Annotated in this window: 18 protein-coding genes and 1 pseudogene; 12 read left to right on the top strand and 7 right to left on the bottom strand. The window is 60.3% G+C overall.

The genetic code is table 11. The features are described from left to right. Positions 1–84: 84 nt before the first annotated feature. Together ACZ5WQ_RS08145 and ACZ5WQ_RS08140 are read right to left on the bottom strand one after the other, a co-directional pair. Positions 85–1020 carry a 2Fe-2S iron-sulfur cluster-binding protein gene (locus ACZ5WQ_RS08145; RefSeq protein WP_464383545.1) on the bottom strand — a complete coding sequence of 312 codons (936 nt, stop codon included), beginning with the start codon at positions 1018–1020 and terminating at the stop codon, positions 85–87. Further along, positions 1013–2170 carry a GGDEF domain-containing protein gene (locus ACZ5WQ_RS08140; protein ID WP_338212770.1) on the bottom strand — a complete coding sequence of 386 codons (1158 nt, stop codon included), beginning with the start codon at positions 2168–2170 and terminating at the stop codon, positions 1013–1015. The genes ACZ5WQ_RS08145 and ACZ5WQ_RS08140 overlap by 8 nt, the downstream gene beginning before the upstream one ends. Before the next feature lie 277 nt (positions 2171–2447). Between ACZ5WQ_RS08140 and ACZ5WQ_RS08135 the strand changes: the two genes are divergently transcribed. Continuing rightward, the gene (locus ACZ5WQ_RS08135; protein ID WP_338212769.1) at positions 2448–3971 is read left to right on the top strand and encodes a fumarate hydratase; all 1524 of its coding nucleotides are present in this window, start codon (positions 2448–2450) and stop codon (positions 3969–3971) included. Between the two features lie 438 nt (positions 3972–4409). Here the strand turns inward: ACZ5WQ_RS08135 and pyk are convergent, their stop codons facing one another. After that, positions 4410–5861, bottom strand: coding sequence for a pyruvate kinase (gene pyk / locus ACZ5WQ_RS08130; protein WP_269687019.1), 1452 nt, complete (start codon positions 5859–5861; stop codon positions 4410–4412). A 98-nt stretch (positions 5862–5959) separates the two neighbouring features. Here pyk and edd point away from each other — a divergent pair, with 98 nt between their 5' ends. The 3 genes from edd to ACZ5WQ_RS08115 are packed head-to-tail and all read left to right on the top strand — an operon-like array spanning position 5960 to position 9145. Then, a complete protein-coding gene (gene edd / locus ACZ5WQ_RS08125; RefSeq protein WP_464383544.1) occupies positions 5960–7774 on the top strand; it encodes a phosphogluconate dehydratase in 1815 nt (604 codons plus the stop codon). Further along, complete coding sequence (pgl, locus tag ACZ5WQ_RS08120; protein ID WP_338212767.1) at positions 7774–8511, top strand: 6-phosphogluconolactonase; 738 nt, start codon at positions 7774–7776, stop codon at positions 8509–8511. Before edd ends, pgl begins: the two co-directional genes overlap by 1 nt. Next, the gene (locus tag ACZ5WQ_RS08115; protein WP_464383543.1) at positions 8495–9145 is read left to right on the top strand and encodes a bifunctional 4-hydroxy-2-oxoglutarate aldolase/2-dehydro-3-deoxy-phosphogluconate aldolase; all 651 of its coding nucleotides are present in this window, start codon (positions 8495–8497) and stop codon (positions 9143–9145) included. The genes pgl and ACZ5WQ_RS08115 overlap by 17 nt, the downstream gene beginning before the upstream one ends. A 21-nt stretch (positions 9146–9166) precedes the next feature. Here the strand turns inward: ACZ5WQ_RS08115 and ACZ5WQ_RS08110 are convergent, their stop codons facing one another. Next, positions 9167–10099: a universal stress protein gene (locus ACZ5WQ_RS08110; protein ID WP_228247299.1), complete on the bottom strand. Its 933-nt coding sequence runs from the start codon at positions 10097–10099 to the stop codon at positions 9167–9169. A 144-nt stretch (positions 10100–10243) separates the two neighbouring features. Here ACZ5WQ_RS08110 and ACZ5WQ_RS08105 point away from each other — a divergent pair, with 144 nt between their 5' ends. The 4 genes from ACZ5WQ_RS08105 to sbcB all read left to right on the top strand — a co-directional run bounded on the left by ACZ5WQ_RS08105 (position 10244) and on the right by sbcB (position 13014). Beyond that, the gene (locus ACZ5WQ_RS08105) at positions 10244–10615 is read left to right on the top strand and encodes a tetratricopeptide repeat protein (RefSeq protein ID WP_464383542.1); all 372 of its coding nucleotides are present in this window, start codon (positions 10244–10246) and stop codon (positions 10613–10615) included. A gap of 79 nt (positions 10616–10694) precedes the next feature. Next, entirely contained in the window at positions 10695–11132 is a 438-nt protein-coding gene (locus ACZ5WQ_RS08100) for a DUF4124 domain-containing protein (protein WP_464383541.1), read from the top strand. A gap of 1 nt (position 11133) precedes the next feature. After that, entirely contained in the window at positions 11134–11529 is a 396-nt protein-coding gene (locus ACZ5WQ_RS08095; protein ID WP_338212764.1) for a PilZ domain-containing protein, read from the top strand. A 48-nt stretch (positions 11530–11577) separates the two neighbouring features. After that, complete coding sequence (sbcB, locus tag ACZ5WQ_RS08090) at positions 11578–13014, top strand: exodeoxyribonuclease I (protein WP_338212763.1); 1437 nt, start codon at positions 11578–11580, stop codon at positions 13012–13014. Positions 13015–13068: 54 nt separating this feature from the next. Here sbcB and mvaT read toward each other — a convergent pair whose 3' ends face one another. Continuing rightward, on the bottom strand, positions 13069–13443 hold the full coding sequence (gene mvaT, locus ACZ5WQ_RS08085) for a histone-like nucleoid-structuring protein MvaT (protein ID WP_088273636.1): 375 nt from the start codon (positions 13441–13443) through the stop codon (positions 13069–13071). Positions 13444–13778: 335 nt separating this feature from the next. Between mvaT and purU the strand changes: the two genes are divergently transcribed. The 4 genes and pseudogenes from purU to ACZ5WQ_RS08065 all read left to right on the top strand — a co-directional run bounded on the left by purU (position 13779) and on the right by ACZ5WQ_RS08065 (position 16701). Beyond that, positions 13779–14630, top strand: a complete 852-nt coding sequence (purU, locus tag ACZ5WQ_RS08080; RefSeq protein ID WP_088273637.1) for a formyltetrahydrofolate deformylase — start codon at positions 13779–13781, stop codon at positions 14628–14630. Positions 14631–14736: 106 nt separating this feature from the next. Then, positions 14737–15150, top strand: coding sequence for a CBS domain-containing protein (locus ACZ5WQ_RS08075; protein ID WP_088273638.1), 414 nt, complete (start codon positions 14737–14739; stop codon positions 15148–15150). Further along, a complete protein-coding gene (locus ACZ5WQ_RS08070) occupies positions 15147–15305 on the top strand; it encodes a hypothetical protein (protein WP_464383540.1) in 159 nt (52 codons plus the stop codon). The genes ACZ5WQ_RS08075 and ACZ5WQ_RS08070 overlap by 4 nt, the downstream gene beginning before the upstream one ends. 148 nt (positions 15306–15453) lie before the next feature. Further along, positions 15454–16701 (top strand): annotated as a pseudogene (locus tag ACZ5WQ_RS08065) (HD-GYP domain-containing protein). 57 nt (positions 16702–16758) lie between these two features. Here the strand turns inward: ACZ5WQ_RS08065 and ahpF are convergent. After that, on the bottom strand, positions 16759–18342 hold the full coding sequence (gene ahpF, locus ACZ5WQ_RS08060) for an alkyl hydroperoxide reductase subunit F (protein ID WP_285676327.1): 1584 nt from the start codon (positions 18340–18342) through the stop codon (positions 16759–16761). Positions 18343–18444: 102 nt separating this feature from the next. Then, on the bottom strand, positions 18445–19008 hold the full coding sequence (ahpC, locus tag ACZ5WQ_RS08055; RefSeq protein WP_228247305.1) for an alkyl hydroperoxide reductase subunit C: 564 nt from the start codon (positions 19006–19008) through the stop codon (positions 18445–18447). Positions 19009–19263 lie beyond the last annotated feature (255 nt).

Here is a 19263-nt window from a genome sequence, read left to right as displayed (position 1 = left end):
GGCTGGCATGTTCGCATGCTTTGCCCGGGCAACCCACAACCCTGCGTCTGACGAATGCAGGCTTATAAACGCCGACGGTTTTGTTTAGCGGCTGCGGCTGAGAAACGCCTCATCGAGAACCTGGCGGCCTGACAGCCCGGCCATGAACAGCGGCTTGCGCAGCCGCTCGACAAATGCGGGAGACCCGCAGATCAGCGCCCGGGTGCCGCGTCCTGGTGGCTTCAGTTGGCGCAGATCCGCCTCCAGCTCGCTGTGTGAGCGCAGTTGCAGGTGCAAGTGAGGGTGCTGAGCGGCCAGGTGTTCAAGCTCGGCCTGCAGATAGCAGGGCGCTCCGGCGCGTTGCCAGTGCCTCAGCTGTATCGGTGCATTGTGGCCAGCGGCAAGCGCGTTGCGCGCAATCGCCTGCAGCGGAGCCAGACCGGTGCCGGATGCCAGCAGGAGCAGCGGCTGGTTATGCCATTCCGGGTCGTAGCCGAGATGCCCGCTCGGAGCGCCGAGATAGCAGGTGGCGCCTGTCGGCAGTGTTCGCAGGGCTTGGCAGAAAGCGCTGCCCTCGCGCTCCTGCAGATGAAACTCCAGCAGCGGCTCGCCGGGCAGGCTGGCAAGTGAAAAGGTTCGCGCCAGATCCGCACTCAGCCAGATCACCAGGTGCTGGCCAGCCTGATAGCGTATGGCCCGGGCCGGCTTCAATTGCAACCGGATGACCTGGCCCGGTAGCGTTTCAAGGCGCTCAATGGTCGCCGGCAGACTATCACTGGCAGGGTCATGCAGGTGCAGATCAAGGTCCTGCTCAACCCGGCACTGGCAGGCCAGCAGCCAGCCGTTGGCCTGCTGCTCTGGTGAGAGGCCCTGCTGGGCCGGGCTGACGTCAGCCCGGTTGAGATTCTGTATCAGGCAACTGTGGCATTGACCGGCCCGACATGACCAGTTGACCGGCAGATCGGCCTGGCGCAAAACATCGAGCAGATTGCTGCCCGCAGCAGCATTCAGACAGCGGCCTCTGATTCGGATCTCAGGCATAACTGGGGTCGTGCCATTCGCTGCGGTTACGTCCGCTATTTTTCGCCAGATACAGCGCCTGATCGGCGTCGTTCAGGCAGACTTCCAGATCGTCCTCGGGTTGCAGCAGGCTGAGACCGGCGGAGAAGGTGCAGTGCACGCCCTCTGGCAGGACATCAAACGTCTTTTCGGCAAAGCGCTGACGCAGGCGCTCCACGCACTGGTGCAGTGTTTCAATGCTGGTGTTGCCGAGCAGCAAAACAAATTCCTCGCCGCCAAAGCGGGCAATCAGGTCGTCGTCTCGCAGGGTGGTCCGGGCCAGTTCGGCAAAGCCCTGCAGCACCTGATCACCCGCCGCGTGTCCGTACAGGTCGTTGATGCGCTTGAAGTGATCCAGGTCGATCAGCGCAATGCCCATCTGCTGGGTCGGACGCATCAGCGTCATACGCCGCCGTGCTTCCTGGATGAAGTGCCGGCGGTTGGCCAGCCCGGTAAGCGGGTCTGTTGTGGCCAGATTCTGCAGTTGACCCATCATGCCGCGCAGGGTTTCCTGGTGGGCCTGCAGGGTGTTGTGGCGTTGCTGCAGGCGCTCGCGCAGCTCGCGAATGTAGCTGGCTGTCATGCTCAGGCCGACCAGAAAGCAGGCGAGGATGAACCACTCCACCAGATTGAGGGTGAACTGCCGGGTATCGGTCTGATAGTAGTGTTCGATGGTGATCAGCGCGCCGAAGCAGACCAGCGCCAGCCCCGAGTGGATCAGGAAGTCCCGGCGCGATAGCTGGAATATGCCAAATACCATGATGTTGGCGTAAATCATGATCAGGCTGCCGCGCAGTGGCCCGGCAAAGGCAAGCAGATAGGTGATCAGCAGGATCGCCACGGTTATCTGCGCATTGGTCATGCTCGGGTCCTTGAGGCGCAGATTCCAGTTACTGCGAAACAGGGCGAGGAACACCAGTTGGGTGGCAACGCCGAGGCCGATGTGGCTGAGCACCAGCCAGCCGGACCCATCATATTGTCCGGATACCCAGGCCACGCAGATCACCACGTAGGTAATCAGGTAATTGAGTTGAGCCAGGTAAAAGCGCTGCAGTCTCAGCGTCTGGAACTTGGCGTTCTGTGCATCCTGCAGATCGACCACGTCCGGTGCCTCGTTTTTGTATGATGGCATTATGACGTCAATTTATCGATTGACGGCTGTTTTGCAAGTTCTTTTCGCTATTTCCTGCCTTAACTGTGACGGCTTTCCACTCGCTGGGCTCGCTGATCCTGTCGCCCCGGTTGTCAGGGGTGGCGCAAGAGGTTGTTCCGCGCTTCCCAAGCTCAGGTATACTTGCCAGCGCATTTTTTCAGGCCTGCCGGCCTCCCTGTCGGTGCCTGCCTGATTCCGTGAGCCCGACCCGGCGCCGTCCGAGGTCCGGCGGTCAAACAGAGGAGCCTGTCCGAGCATGGCCGTTATCAAGCAAGACGATCTGATCCAGAGCGTAGCCGACGCTCTGCAGTATATTTCCTATTATCATCCCGTCGACTTCATTCAGGCGGTACACGAAGCCTACGAGCGTGAAGAGTCCAAGGCGGCCAAGGACGCCATGGCCCAGATTCTGATCAACTCGCGCATGTGTGCCACCGGCCATCGCCCGATCTGTCAGGACACCGGTATCGTTACCGTGTTCGTCAAGGTTGGCATGAACGTCAGCTGGGACGGCGCTACCATGAGCCTGGACGACATGATCAACGAGGGCGTGCGCCGCGCCTACAACAACCCGGACAACGTCCTGCGTGCCTCCATCCTGGCCGATCCGGCCGGTAAGCGCACCAACACCAAGGACAACACCCCGGCGGTCATCCACTACCAGATCGTCCCCGGCGACAAGGTTGAAGTGGATGTCGCGGCCAAGGGCGGCGGCTCCGAGAACAAGTCCAAGATGGTCATGCTCAACCCGTCCGACTCGATCGTTGACTGGGTGATCAAGACTGTCCCGACCATGGGCGCTGGCTGGTGCCCGCCGGGCATGCTCGGTATTGGTATCGGCGGTACCGCCGAGAAGGCTGCCGTGATGGCCAAGGAAGCCCTGATGGACCCGATCGACATCCATGAGCTGCGTGCCCGTGGCCCGCAGAATCGCGCCGAAGAGCTGCGTCTGGAAATCATGGACAAGGTCAATGCGCTGGGTATCGGTGCGCAGGGTCTGGGCGGTCTGACCACCGTGCTGGACATCAAGATCAAGGATTATCCGACCCATGCGGCCAGCTTGCCGGTCTGCATGATCCCCAACTGCGCCGCAACCCGTCACGCGCACTTCGTGCTCGACGGCAGTGGCCCGGCCGAGCTGAAAGCGCCGCCGATGGATGCCTACCCGGAAATCACCTGGGAAGTGGGCGACGGCGTGCGCCGCGTCAACCTCGACACCGTGACCCCGGAAGACGTGCTGAGCTGGAAGAGCGGTGAAACCGTGCTGCTGTCCGGCAAGATGCTGACCGGCCGCGACGCTGCGCACAAGCGCATGGTCGACATGCTGAACAAGGGCGAAGAGCTGCCGGTTGATCTGAAAGGCCGCTTTATCTACTACGTTGGCCCGGTTGATCCGGTGCGTGACGAGGTGGTTGGACCGGCTGGCCCGACCACCGCCACGCGCATGGACAAGTTCACCCGTCAGATCCTCGAGGCGACCGGCCTGCTGGGCATGATCGGCAAGTCCGAACGCGGCCCGATTGCCATTGAAGCGATCAAGGATCACAAGGCGGTCTACCTGATGGCGGTCGGCGGCGCGGCGTATCTGGTCGCTCAGGCGATCAAGAAAGCCGATGTGATCGCCTTCCCCGAACTGGGTATGGAAGCGATCTACGAGTTCGAGGTGCAGGATATGCCGGTTACCGTTGCGGTCGACAGCACCGGCGAATCCGCGCACATCACCGGCCCGCAGATCTGGCAGAAGAAAATTGCCGAAAGTCTGGCGGTCGAGATCAAGTAAGATCCGGTGGTAGTCGAAAAGGCCTCGCTTGCGAGGCCTTTTTTGTGGGTCTTGGCGGCAGTTTTACGCTCCGCGACAAGGGCTTTGGCAACGCAGTTACCTAATGCTCCAATGATCGAGTGTGCACCGGGGTTCGTCCCGTTTACGCGGGCGAGTAGCACAGGATTGGCAGGAAAAAGGACGGCAGCCTGTTTGAGGCTCGAAGAGCCGAGTTCTGCCGGCCCCTGCCAAGCCGAGCAACGCAGCGAACCCGAAGGGCCGCGTAGCCGGGTGCCCGGGGGGATCGCCAAGGGGGGCCGGGCAAGCGGCCCCCTTTGGCTCGCCGTAAAGGCGAAAGACTGGCACAACGACAGCGCAGTATGCAGCGATGAGTCGCGAGGGAAAGCTCCGCTCGTCCCGTCAGTTCAGGCAGCCCTCTTTGGGGCTACGCTCCGGTTGTCAGACCAGCCGCTCGCCGACATGCAGCAGCTTCATCGAGTTGGTACCGCCGCGGGAGTTGTAGACATCGCCCTTGGTCAGGATCACCCAGTCGCCCGGTTTTACGTGGCCGGCCTCCAGCAGCCGGGTCACCGCGGTCTGATTGATATCGCTAGGCGCCATTTCAGCCGGGTTGAAGCGGATCGCCTGCACCCCGCGCATCAGGGATACCCGGCCCAGTGTCTGGCTGTTCGGCGACAGCGCGAAGATCGGCAGGTGAGAGCGGATACGCGACATGATCAGCGGGGTGTAGCCGCTTTCGGTCAGGGTGATGATCGCCGTGACGCCGGGGAAGTGGTTACCCGCGTACATGGCGGCCAGTGCGATGGTTTCATCGCAGCGCTCGAACTCCTGGTACAGACGATGGCCGGAGCGCTTGCTGACCGGCTGTTTCTCTGCACCGCGGCATACGCGATCCATGGCTTCAACGGCTTCAACGGGGTAGCTGCCGGCGGCGGTTTCGGCTGACAGCATCACTGCGTCGGTGTAATCCAGCGCGGCGTTGGCAACATCCGACACCTCGGCACGGGTCGGCAGCGGGCTGGAAATCATCGACTCCATCATCTGGGTCGCGGTGATCACCGTTTTGTTCTGTTTGCGGGCACGGCTGATGATGTGCTTCTGGATGCCGACCAGCTCGGCATCGCCAATCTCTACGCCCAGATCGCCCCGGGCTACCATGACGGCGTCGCTGGCCTGGATCAGCCCGTCGAGCGCAACATCGTCGGCAACCGCTTCGGCGCGCTCGATCTTGGCCACCAGCCAGGCGTCCGATTCGGCGTCGCGCAGCAGTTTGCGGGCCAGATCCATGTCGGCGGCGTCGCGCGGAAAGGAGACGGCTACATATTCCATCTGCAGCTCGGCGGCGAGGTTGATGTCGGTGCGGTCCTTGTCGGTCAGGGCCGGGGCAGACAGGCCGCCACCACGGCGGTTGATGCCCTTGTTGTTCGACAGCGGACCGCCGGTGGTTACCTTGCAGCGTACCTCGTCGCGACCGACGCTTTCGACCAGCAGTACTACGCGACCATCGTCCAGCAGCAACTCGTCGCCAGCGCGGCAATCCTTGACCAGATCCGGGTAATCCAGGCCCACGATATCCTGAGTTCCACCGTCGAGAGGGTGGTTGGTCGACAGCCGAAAATGATCGCCCACCTCCAGTTTGATCGGGCCGTCGGCGAATCGCCCGATGCGGATCTTCGGACCCTGCAGGTCACCCAGCAGGGCGACGTGCTTGCCTTGCTGTTCGGCGATTTCGCGCACCAGTCTTGCACGCTCTCGGTGTTCATCAGCACTGCCATGGGAGAAGTTCAGGCGGGCGACGTTCATTCCGGCCTTGATCAGCTCGGCAATCTTTTCCGGGCTGTTGCTTGCCGGTCCGAGCGTGGCGACGATTTTGGTGCGACGCAGCGTCATGCAGGGGTCCTTGTACGGGAGGGTTGGGCGAGGCCCTACAATAGACCATAATGTCGGCTGGCGGGTAGGTTTGTGACCATCGAGTCGGGAGAGGTGGAATGCACCCAGTGCTGGGCAAGGTAACCGAACGATTGCGCGAACGCAGTGCCCGTTCCAGAGCGGCTTATCTGTCGTTGATAAACGCTGCGCCAGCTCCGCGGCAGGGCCTTTCCTGTGGCAATCTGGCGCATGGCATGGCTGCCTGCAGCGCTCAGGACAAGCAGCGGCTGGCGCTGCCGGACGAGGTCAATGTCGGTATCGTCACGGCCTATAACGACATGCTCTCGGCGCACCAGCCATACGAGCGTTATCCCGCGTTGCTGCGCCAGTATCTGCGCCGTCTGGGCGCCACCGGGCAGGTCGCCGGCGGTGTGCCGGCAATGTGTGACGGGGTGACCCAAGGCGAGCCGGGCATGGAGCTGTCATTGGCCAGTCGTGATGTGATTGCCATGTCGACCGCCATAGCCCTGTCCCACAACATGTTCAATGCCACACTGTGCCTCGGTATTTGCGACAAGATCGTGCCCGGCCTGTTGATGGGCGCACTGCGGTTTGGTCACTTGCCGACGGTGTTCGTTCCCTCCGGTCCCATGCCCAGCGGCCTGCCGAACAGCGAGAAGGCCCGGGTGCGCCAACTCTATGCCGAGGGCAAGGTTGACAGGCAGGCCTTGCTTGCGGCCGAGAGCGCTTCCTACCACAGCCCGGGCACCTGCACCTTCTACGGCACTGCAAATACCAATCAAATGCTGCTGGAGTCGATGGGGCTGCAGTTGCCGGGGGCTTCCTTCGTCGCGCCGGACAGTGCGCTGCGTGACGCGCTGACCCGTGAAGCGGCCGCTGTCGCGGTGCGGCTGGCGCGGGATGGTCGGGTACGGCTGGCCGATGTGCTTGATGAGCGGGCCTTGATCAATGCCGTGGTGATGTTGCTGGCAACGGGGGGCTCGACCAACCTGACGCTGCATCTGGTTGCCATCGGTCAGGCAGCAGGGCTGCAGCTTGACTGGGATGACATGGCCGAGCTGTCCCGGGCAGTGCCGACGCTGGCGCATATCTATCCGAGTGGCAAGGCCGATATCAACCAGTTTCAGGCTGCCGGCGGTACCGCCTTTGTGTTTCGCCAGCTGCTGGACGCCGGCCTGCTGCATGCGGATGTGCAGACGGTCGCGGGTCCGGGCCTTGAGCGTTATGCCCTTGAGCCGGTGCTCGATGACGGCGAGCTGAGCTGGCGCGATGGCATCGGCGCAAGTCTTGATGATCAGGTACTGCGCGGTACGGAGCAGCCCTTTGCGCCTGATGGCGGCCTGAGGGTGATCGCTGGCGGGCTTGGCCGTGGCGTGGTCAAGGTGTCGGCGGTGGCAGCCGAACACCGTCGGGTCACGGCCGCGTGCAGGGTGTTCGACAGTCAGACGGAGTTTGTTCGTGCCTTCGAGGCCGGTGAGCTGGTCGGCGATGTGGTTGTTGTTGTGCGCTTTCAGGGCCCGGCCGCCAACGGCATGCCGGAGCTGCACCGTCTTATGCCGTATCTGGGCGTCTTGCAGGATCGCGGGCAGCGGGTCGCGCTGGTAACCGACGGGCGACTGTCCGGTGCCTCCGGCAAGGTGCCGGCGGCAATTCACCTGTGCCCCGAAGCGTTGCATGGTGGGCCGATCGCGCGCCTGCGCGAGGGCGACGTGCTGTGCCTGGATGCCGATGCCGGTACGCTGGAGCTGATTGAGCCTGCTGCCGATTGGCAGGCTCGTCCTGCCGCAACTGCGCCGGATGGTGTCCGTGGTGGCTGGGGCCGTGAGCTGTTTGCCTTTATGCGGGCCGAAGCCAGCCCGGCGGATCAGGGTGCCAGCGTGTTTACCGCCAGTCTGCGGGAGACGGATGGGTAATGGACGTCATCGAGAGCCGGCTCAAGCAGCGCGGCGTGAGGCTGAAACGCTTCGATTCGCCCTTGCAAGCGGCTGAACACCTTGCGGTGGCCGTTGCCGATCGCTTGAGCACGGCCATGGCCGAGCGCGGTCAGGCCTCGCTGGCGTTGTCCGGCGGGCGCAGTCCGGTGCGCTTTCTCGACGCGCTGGCGCGTCAGGCGATTGACTGGTCGCGTGTTCGGCTGACGCTGGTTGATGAACGCTGGGTGCCCGAGAGCGATGCACAAAGTAATGCAGCGCTGCTGCGCTCAAGGTTGGCTGCCATCTTCCCCCGGCTGCAGTGGCTGCCGCTGTATCGGGGCGTGACACCGGCCGCGGATGCGGCTCAGGTAGCCAGGCAGCTCGCTGACTGGTTGCCACTGGACCTGGTGGTTCTGGGAATGGGCGTTGACGGCCATACGGCCTCGCTGTTCCCGCATGCCGAGGGGTTGGCTGAGTGGTTGAACGGCAACTGCGACGCTGGTTGCGTGGCAAGCCGGGCTGCCGATGGTACGCCGAGGTTGACCCTCACCGGGCGTGCGTTACACTCCGCGCGATTTCGATTGCTGGCGATCAGTGGCGATGCCAAGTTGCGGACGCTGTGCACGGCTGTTGAAGCCGATCAGCCAGCGCGCTGGCCAATCAGTGCCTTTGTGCAGGCACCCATGGATATTTACTACTGCCCGGAAGATGGTCAGCCCGATGACGCACCTGTCTGAAAAAACGCAAATGCTGGACTCCTTGTTCAGTCGCTCACCGCTGCTGCCGCTGCTGAATATCGAGCGGCTGGAGGATGTGCTGCCGCTGGCCGACGCCCTGGCGGAAGGGGGGATCACTACGCTGGAAATTACCCTGCGTACCGCCTTGGGTATTGACGCCATTGCGCTGCTGCGTTCGCAGCGTCCTGCCTTGACGGTCGGCGCGGGGACGGTGCTGGCCGCGGAGCAGTTTGAGGCAGTGCTGGCGGCCGGCGCGCAGTTCGTGGTGACGCCCGGCTGTACTGACGAGCTGCTGCAATGCGGGCTGGAAGCAGCAGTCCCGCTGTTGCCGGGCATTGCCACCGCCTCCGAATTGATGAGTGGCTATCGGCTCGGCTATCGCCGCTTCAAGCTTTTTCCTGCCCAGATTCTCGGCGGGCTTGGCTTGCTCAGGGCATTTGCCGGGCCGTTCAGGGATGTTCGCTTCTGTCCGACGGGGGGCGTCTCGCAGGCCGATCTGGCCGAGTATCTGGCACTGCCAAATGTGATGGCGGTCGGTGGCAGCTGGGTTGCGCCGGCCGAGCTGGTCGCGCAGCAGCGCTGGGGCGAGATTACCGCTCTCGCCCGCGCTGCGGGGCAGGTCGGCAGCGCCTGAGGCGGCTGCCGAGGCTCGGTTTCAGGGCTTGCTTGGATCGACGAAGCCGTCCGGCTTGATTACCAGTACGTCGCACGACACCGAGTCCAGCAAGCGTTCTGCGGTGTGACCGATGAGGGCGCTGTCCAGTCGTGAGCGCGACACCGCACCCATGATCAGCAGATCGACCTTTTCCTTCTCCAGAAAGTCGGGCAGGGCTTCTTCCGGGTCGCCTTCAAGCAGGTGGGATTGCGCGCTCTCGGAGGCCGAACGGGCAAGCAGCTGGCTGAACGCCGTAGCGTGGTGCTGCTTCACGTCCCGCGCGTAGCCTTCATAATCGGCAATGACGCTGGCGTCGAACACCATGGTCCGCGGCAGAGGTGTATAGCAGTGCACCAGATCCAGCGTCGCGTCCATGGTCTTGCCGAGACTGGTCGCAATGGCGATGAGCTTGTGGTCCAGCGCCGCCGGCTTGTCGGCGCTGTGCAGCGGATCAACGCTGGCGCACAGGCGGTTGATCGGCTTGTCGCCGTGCTTGACCAGCCAAAGCGGGACCTCGCAGTGGCGGATCAGTTGCCAGTCGGCCGTGGTCAGCAGCAGGCGCTTGAGCACGTTGTGATGGCGGGTCGCCTTGAGCACGAGATCGGGTTTGCACGTGCTTACTTCGCGCAGGATATGGCGATCCGAACGCTTGCCCCAAACGGCAGTCACTGCCACCTCGGTGCCTTTGGCACGCAGCGGCGCCGCCAGTTTTTCGAGATATTCATGGTGGTGCTGGAGCAGTGACGCTCGGGCCTTTTCCAGCCCCGCGGTATCAAACAGCATCCCTCCATCCAGGGCCGGGATGTAGTCGCAGAGCATCAGCGTCAGACGGGCAGCGGGAAAGCGTTCAAGCAGCGAAGCCGCGCGATCCAGCGCAGGTTGTTGCTGTTCGCGGGTAGGGTCGATCACTACCAGAAGGTGTTTGATATCCATGCGGCTGACTCCTGTTGTCGGTGTGACACGGTATTGAACCAGCCTAATGCAAATCGTGTGGTTTTACACTGATATGCATCAAACCCTCATGGACTGAAGAATCGGCGTGACGTGCCGATACAGAGCCATTGTCCGGAGGTTGATATGAACAAGTGCTGGTGGCTTTCCGCTGTTATCGTGCTGCTTGCCGGCTGTGGCATGAGCGGCTACAAGAAACATCTGGACCGGGCCTACGGCGCCTATGCGGCCGGCAACTGCGATCGGGTGGTTGCCGAGTTGTCCAGGACCGAGCGTCTGATTCGTTCGCGTCCGCACCTGCAGCCGGAGGTTTCGCTTCTGCGTGGGCAGTGTCTGGAGCGTCAGGGTTTTTACCTGGATGCCATTCAGATATACCGGTTTATGCTCGACACCTATCCTGCCAGCGAATACAGCTATCGTGCCGCTGCGCGTCTGGAGACGCTGCGTCAGCTGGGGCATTACGACCCGGCGCGTCCTGTGCCTCCGGTAGCCGATTGAGCAGGCCGGCCCCCGATTCGCTTGGCGCGGTGCCGGCGGTCCGCTATCCTGCCTTGATCGGACCGCGCAGGGAATCGCGATGAGTCACCGCAAACTACCACCACCACTGCTGGCTGCGCTTATGCTGTGCAGCTTCCATACTCAGGCACAGATCTACCGCTGGGTGGACGCTGACGGGCAGGTGCATTTTGATCAGCAGCCCAGGGCTGGTGCCGAGGTGGTAGAGATACGTCCGCAGGTGGTCGAGCGCGAAAGGCATGTGCGCGACAGTGAGGCCGCAATGGAGCGGCTTACGGATATCAGGGCTGAGGAGCGGCAACAGCAGCGCAACCTGCTGGCGCAGCAACAACGTCAGCGTCGGGCGCGTTGTGCAGACATGCGCGATCGGCTGGCCAGATTCGAGCAGCGAGTCTACTGGTACGAAGAGAACGCAGACGGCAAGCGTGTTGAAGTGTCCAATGCCCGCGTTGCCGAGGCTAAAGCATCGCTGCGGCAACAGATTGCGGAGCAATGCTGACATGCATGTCATTCCGGATTCCAGCCAGGACCCCTCCATCGAGCAGCGCCGCATCCCGCGGCATCAGTTGAGCGCTTATCTGTGTGTCTACAACAGCCGAACCGGGCGACCCATCGGCTATATTGGCAATATCTCGCGTGACGGGATCATGCTGATCTGCGCGTTGCCGGTGATGCTCGATCAGCAATATGAGCTGGAGCTGAAACTCCCTGATCTGGATGATCCGCTGGGTGCTCAGCGTCTGGTATTCCATGCACGCAGTCACTGGTGTCGTGCCGATGTAACTCCGGGATATTTCGACTGCGGTTTCAGTGTGGTTACCCATCAAGAGGCCTTCGCCGGTTTGGCGCTGGCTCTGCAGCGCTATTTCCGCTTTGATCAATTGGCGGATGCCTGATACCCGTCGTTACGGTAATCTGCCCCCTTTGACCGTGAAGAGGGGCGCATGAGCAAGAGCTTTTTCTGGTACGACTTTGAATCGACCGGGATCGATCCCCGATACGATCGGCCGGTTCAGGTTGCCGGTGTGCGTACCAATGAAGCACTGGAGGAAATCGGCGAGCCGCTGTGTATTGACGCCCGCCTGACGCCTGATGTTCTGCCGCACCCGCAGGCATGCCTGGTGACGGGTATCTCTCCGCAACGGCTGGAGCATGGCCTGAACGAAGCCGAGTTCATGCGTCAGCTGCACGAGCAGATGATCCAGCCAGGGACCTGCTCGGTAGGGTACAACAGCCTGCGATTCGACGACGAGATGACCCGGTTTTCGTTGTATCGCAACTTCTTCGATCCCTATGCGCGCGAATGGCAGGGTGGCAACAGTCGCTGGGACCTGCTGGATGGCCTTCGCGCTGCGCATGCGTTGCGGCCGCAGGGGATTGAGTGGCCGCAGGTTGACGGATTTACCAGTCTGCGACTTGAATTGCTGACCGCTGCCAATGGCATCGATCATGGACAGGCGCACGATGCGCTGGCGGATGTGCGGGCAACCATCGCCATGGCCCGTCTGTTCAGGCAGGCGCAGCCAAAGCTCTACGACTATTTGCTTGGCTTGCGTGACAAGCGGCGCGCAGCGGAGTTTATCGACTTGCAGCGGGTACGTCCGCTGGTGCACGTGTCCGGCCGGTTCGGGCGCGAACGGCAGGGGCTTGCGCTGGTCCTGCCATTGGGATGGCATCCGGTCAATCGCAATGCAGTGATTGTCTACGACCTGGCAGTTGATCCGGCGGTGTTGATGGATCAGTCGCCGGAGCAGGTGCGTCAAAGCCTGTATACCCGGTCCGAGGATCTGGTCGAGGGCCAGGCACGGCCAGGTCTCAAGCTGGTCCATTTGAACAAGTGTCCGGTGCTGGCCGACACCAAGGTGCTGCAGCCAGCGGATATCGAGCGGCTTCAGCTGGATATGCCGATGCTGCTGGCGCGTGCGCAACAGTTGGCGGACTGGCGCGACACAGGGCAGGCGGTACTCGCCGAGATTTATGCCGAGCAGGGCAGGCAGGACGATGCAGAGCAGGAAGCCGAGGTTCAGTTGTACGATGGTTTTCTGTCTGACGCTGACCGCCGTCTGCTCCCGGCAATTCGTGAAGCCGATGGTTCAGTGCTCGGCAGCATGCGCTGGCCGCTGCGCGATCAGCGGCTGGTCGATATGCTGTTCCGCTATCGGGCGCGTAATTTTCCCCACAGCCTGTCCGCATCCGAACAACAGCACTGGTTCGCGTATTGCCGAGCGCGGCTTAGTGGCGAGCAGGCGAGGGTTCTATCGTTGGGCGAGTTTCTCACCGGTATCGACAGCTTGCTGCCGGGGCTCTCTGTGGAACAGCAGCAACTGTTGTTGAGCTGGCGCGACTACGGGGCCCGCTTGGCTGTGCAGCTTGATATGTAATTACCAGGCTTAAAAAAACCGATGCGAGCATCGGTTTTTTTACGCGGGAGCAACTTAGCCCAGGATAGTTACCCAGGACTCGACGGTGTCGCCGCCGTATTGTTCTTTCCAGGCCTTCAGGGTCTTGTGGTTGCCACCTTTGGTTTCAATTACTTCACCGGTATGCGGATTTTTGTATTGCTTGACCTTGCGGGTGCGCTTGCCGCCAGTGCTAGCTGCCTTGCCTTTTGCTGCACCCAGCTTGTTGTCCGGGTCGAGGATGGCAGTGATGTCTTTCAGCGATTTGTTGTACTGGCCCATCAGGCTCCGCAGTTTTTCCTCGAACTCGATTTCCTTTTTCAGCTTGTCGTCGTTGGACAGTGAATTGAGGCGTTCTTTGAGTTCGCGAATCTGTTCTTCAATATGACGGTATTCTTGCAGCATTGACATGGATAGTGTCCTTGCAGGGAGTTGATGTAATCAGGATGTTTGAATAATAGGTTAATGACAAAAAACCTACAACAAGTTATCCGGGCCAACTAATGAATTAATCACATAGTTGTGAGTTAGCTATAAACAAGGCTCCTCAGTCGGTCCCGGAATCGATGCCGGCGGAGGTTTGTCGGCAGATCGAATGATGAGTGACGCCTTAAGGACATAATCCTTCGCACTCTTCATCTGTTTGTGGCTGCATGCGCTCTGCGCAGCGGGTAAAATGCCGCGGCCCGGTCTTCATCGCTGGCGTGTTGCCGTTGCGGGCGGTTGGCTAATACACAGGAGAGAAAATGCGTACTTTCAGGCTGGTAATCGCGTGCCCCGATCGTGTCGGGATTGTTGCCAAGGTCAGTAATGTTCTGGCGACCTATAACGGCTGGATTACCGAGGCGAATCACCACTCCGATAATCTTTCTGGCTGGTTCTTCATGCGCCATGAAATTCGTGCTGATTCCCTGCCGTTTGATCTTGAAGGTCTACGCACTGCCTTTGCACCCATCGGTGAAGAGTTTCAGATGGACTGGCGGGTCAGTGATTCTGCAGTGCGCAAGAAAGTGGTTTTGATGGCAAGTCGCGAGTCCCATTGTCTGGCCGACTTGTTGCACCGCTGGCACAGTGGCGAGCTGGATTGTGATATTACCAGCGTGATTTCCAATCACGATGACTTGCGCAGTATGGTTGAGTGGCATGGTATTCCATTCCACCATGTGCCGGTCGACCCTAAAGACAAGGAGCCGGCTTTTGCCGAAGTTACTCGTCTGGTAGAAGAGCAGCAGGCCGAATGTATTGTGCTGGCGCGTTACATGCAGATTTTGCCGCCGCAATTGTGCGAGCGTTACGCGCACAAGATCATCAATATTCATCACAGTTTTCTGCCGTCGTTCGTTGGCGCTCGTCCATATCATCAGGCCGCCCAGCGCGGGGTCAAGTTGATCGGAGCGACTTGCCATTACGTGACCGAAGAGCTGGATGCTGGCCCGATTATTGAGCAGGACGTGGTTCGCATCACTCACCGAAATAACGCCGAAGATATGGTTCGCCTGGGCAAGGACGTCGAGAAAATGGTGCTGTCGCGGGGGCTGCGCTATCACCTCGAGGACCGAGTGCTGGTGCATGACAACAAGACGGTTGTATTCAGCTAGTCCTCTCCCGACGCGTATTGGGGCCACAACCTTTGATTGGCATCACTGTATGCATTGTTCTGTGGCCTGCTAAGCTGGTAAAGGAGAAACCCGAGCAGGAGGCTGTATGCTGAAATCCGTAAAAGTGCGCGATTATATGACCACGGATCTGGTTACCTTCACGCCAGACATGGACTTGTTTCGTGCGATCGACAAGTTGTTGATGCATCGTATTTCCGGGGCGCCGGTGCTGGATGAGAATGGCTATCTGATCGGGTTGCTGTCGGAAGGGGATTGCCTCAAAGGCATTCTGGCCGGCAGCTATTTTGAGGAGGCTGGAGGGTCGGTTGCCTCTGTGATGACCACAGTTGTCGAGACCATTGATGCCGATGCGGATATCGTAAAGGCAGCTGAGCACTTTATTTCCCAGCGACGCAGACGTTTGCCGGTTGTCGATGAGGGGCAACTGGTTGGTCAGATTAGCCGGCGCGATATTCTCAGGGCAATGCAGACCTATAACCAGCATGGTGCGCCAAAGTGATTGAGGATGACGATGAGGGGGTCGATCCCCTGGAGGCGGGTTCGGCAGTGCTGCCGCCAACGCTGGGCGAGGGCTGCCTGACCCGCTTCGACCCCGATCGGCTGAACGAGAACATGGGAACGGATTTTGGCGCTGCCTGCGAGCTGGAGGCCTGACTGCCGTCAACCCGTGTTTGTTTTGCCGCGTATAGGTGCAACTGGCATAATGCTGGCGCTGGTCGTGGAGTTCTGGTTCAGCTCCCGACTTTCGTGTTTGTTCAGCAGGGAGCGCGAGAGTCCTGACGCCCGGAGACTACAGTTGTCGATGCTGAAAAAGATTCCTACCCAATCCCTGCGTGTTGGCATGTATGTCGACAAGTTCTGCGGTTCCTGGCTGCAGCATCCGTTTTGGAGCAAGAAGCTTCTGATTGAGGATGTACGCACGCTCAACACTATTTTGCAAAGCTCGATTACTGAAGTGATTATCGACGTCAGCAGAGGTCTGGATGTCGAAGTGGCTTCATCGCCTGATATTCCGACGTCTGCCGATGCTCCCTCCGAAGTGGAGATCGCTGTGGCCGAGGTTGAGGCTGCAAGTGCGTCAGGTTCAGCGCCGAGCGACAGGGTAGCCAGGACCCCGATGGCCGATGAAGTGCGGCGTGCCCAGCAGATATTTCGCAACGGTAAACAGGCAATCCAGGACCTGTTCAAGGACGTACGTCTGGGCAACGCCATCACGACTGACGGGTTGCACGATCTGGTCAGCTAGATGAGTCTGTCGCTCAGCCGAAACCCACATGCCTTGATCAGCGTTGCCCGAATCAAGTCCAAGGATGAGTACACCTATCTGCACTCCGTTGCCGTAGCTGCTCTGATGGTGGGTATGGCTCGGTTGTTGAAAATGCCGGAAGACCAGGTGATGGAAGCGGGTATGGCGGGCTTGCTGCATGACATGGGCAAGGCCGTCATGCCTGAAGCGGTGTTGAACAAACCGGGCAAATTGACCGATGAGGAATTTGCCATCATGCGTTCTCACCCGGCCGAAGGGCACAAATTGCTGCTCGACTGGGACGGGGTACCGGATGCGGTGCTGGATGTATGCCTGCATCACCATGAGAAAGTGGATGGTACCGGCTATCCCGAGCGGCTGGCTGGGGAAGATATTTCCCTGTTGGCGCGCATGGGTGCGATCTGCGATGTCTATGACGCGATTACCTCAAACCGCCCCTACAAGGCGGGCTGGGATCCGGCCGAGTCCTTGAGCCGGATGGCCAGTTGGAAAGGCCATTTTGACCCGGTGCTGTTCAAGCTGTTTGTTCGTATGTTGGGTATTTATCCGGTCGGCTCCCTTGTGCGGCTTGAGTCCGAGCGTCTGGGAGTGGTTGTAGAGCAGGGTACCAGTTCCCTGCTCACGCCCAAGGTCAGCGTATTCTATTCGGTGCGTTTGAAGCAGGGATTACCGGTTACCCTGATTGATCTGTCCGACGCCCATGAAACGGATCGAATCATCGGCCGAGAGAGCCCGGAAGACTGGCCGTTCAAGCACCTGGACCGCTTGTGGCTGCCCGACTGAGCGAATTGCGCGCACAAAAAACCGCCCATAGGGGCGGTTTTTTGTGCGGCTCAGACATCAGGCCAGTTCAGCTTCTTCCTTCTTGGCAGCCGCCGGATCCGGGGTGCGGATCAGGTGGTCGAAGGCTGCCAGGGCCGCGGTGGATCCGGCACCCATGGCAATGATGATCTGCTTGAACGGCACGGTTGTGACGTCGCCGGCAGCAAATACGCCTTCCAGGTTGGTCGAGCCGCGGCTGTCGATCTCGATCTCGCCGAAGCGGGTCAGGTTCAGATCGCCGCCCTTGAGCCATTCGGTGTTCGGTACCAGACCGATCTGGACGAAGATACCGGCAACGTCGACCTGCTTGAGCTCGTCCGTGGTGCGATCCTTGTAGGTCAGACCGACAACCTTGCTGCCATCGCCACGCACTTCGGTGGTCTGGGCGTTCTTGATGATCTCGATATTGGGCATGGAACGCGCCTTGCGCTGCAATACTTCATCGGCGCGCAGGGTGTCGGCGAACTCCAGCACAGTTACGTGCTCCACGATGCCGGCCAGGTCAATCGCTGCTTCGATCCCCGAGTTACCGCCGCCGATGACGGCAACGCGCTTGCCCTTGAACAGCGGACCGTCGCAGTGCGGGCAGTACGCCACGCCCTTGCCGCGGTATTCCTGCTCGCCCGGTACGTTCATCTCCCTCCAGCGCGCGCCGGTAGCAAGGATGACCGTGCGGCTGCGCAGGGTGGCTCCGCTTTCCAGGCCGATCTCTACGTAGTCACCGGTTTCCAGGCTGGCAGCTTTCTGCTCGGTGATGACATCCACCTCGTACTCCTTGACGTGCTGCTCCAGGCTGGCAACCAGCTTGGGGCCTTCGGTGTAGGGCACGGAGATAAAGTTTTCGATGCCGACGGTGTCCATCACCTGGCCTCCGAAGCGCTCGGCAACGATACCGGTACGAATGCCTTTGCGGGCCGCGTAAATGGCAGCTGAGGCACCAGCCGGGCCGCCACCGACGATCAGTACATCGTACGGCGCTTTCTCGTTCAGCTCGGCAGCCTTGCGCTTGGCCGCACCGGTGTCGATCTTGTTGACGATCTCTGCCAGTGTCATACGGCCCTGACCAAAGGGTTCGCCGTTCAGGTAAACCGACGGTACGGCCATGATCTGGCGCTGCTCGACTTCGTCCTGGAACAGGGCGCCATCAATCATCACGTGGGTGATGTTGGGGTTCAGCACGGCCATCAGGTTCAGCGCCTGGACCACGTCCGGGCAGTTCTGGCAGGACAGCGAGATGTAGGTCTCGAAGTGAAACTCGCCGTCCAGGTTGCGGATCTGCTCCAGCAGGGCAGGGTCGGCCTTGGATGGGTGACCGCCGGACTGCAGCAGTGCCAGCACCAGTGAGGTGAACTCGTGGCCCATCGGGATGCCGGCGAAGCGGATGCGCGGTGTTTCACCGGCGGCGCCTACCGCCATGCTCGGGGTACGCTTGTCATCAGCCGAGACCAGGCCGATCTTACCGGACATCTCCGCGATTTCGACCGCGAGTTCATGTAATTCTTTGCCCTTGGGGCTTTCATCTACGGACACGCTGATTTCGATCGGGTTAACGATGTGCTGCAGGTACGTGTCCAGTTGTTTCTTCAGGTTGGCGTCCAACATATGCGTGTCCTTTGAAAATGGGGTCAAATTTCGGGCATAAAAAACCCGGCCCGCCGACTGCGAGCCTGTGGCTGCGCAGCGGGCCGGGTCATCAGGCCGATCTTAGATCTTGCCTACCAGGTCGAGAGAGGGAGCCAGAGTGGCTTCGCCTTCTTTCCACTTGGCCGGGCAAACTTCGCCCGGGTGAGCTGCAACGTACTGGGCAGCTTTGATCTTGCGAACCATGTCTTCGGCGTTGCGGCCAATGCCTTCGGCAGTGATTTCAACAGCCTGAATGATACCCTGCGGGTCGATGATGAAGGTGCCGCGGTTGGCCAGGCCCTGATCTTCACGCAGGATTTCGAAGTTGCGGCTGATCTGCATGGTCGGGTCGCCGATCATGGCGTACTGGATCTTGCCGATGGTTTCGGAGCTGTCGTGCCATGCCTTGTGGGTAAAGTGGGTGTCGGTGGAAACCGCGTACACTTCAACGCCCATTTTCTGCAGCTCGGCATAGTGATCAGCAACGTCGCCCAGCTCGGTCGGGCAAACGAAGGTGAAGTCAGCCGGGTAGAAGAAGAAGACGGCCCACTTGCCTTTGACGTCGGCTTCAGTCAGATCGAAGAACTCGCCATTCTTGAATGCAGAGGCTTTGAACGGTTTGATTTCGGTGTTGATAACAGACATGTAGAACTCCTTCTTGAGTCGTTTTCGTCGATGGTTGAGAAGACAGGAGCTATGGTATGCGCCTGTGTTAAATACTTAAAATAAATTTCAACTAAACCGTGAATAGCTTTTCGCTATATAGGTGCGCTATGAACAATTTCAAGCGATCAGCGTTCACGGCCTGAATTGTGCGTCGGGATGTGTGACCGTTGCAGGTGCAGTTGGTTCTTCGGGCTGTCAGCGGCAGAGGATTGCAGTAAAGTAGCCAGCGAATAC

This window comes from Halopseudomonas sp. T1L2 (genome assembly GCF_055397385.1).
The sequence above is the reverse complement of the archived record's forward strand: the minus strand, read 5'-3'. Positions and strand labels throughout refer to the sequence as shown.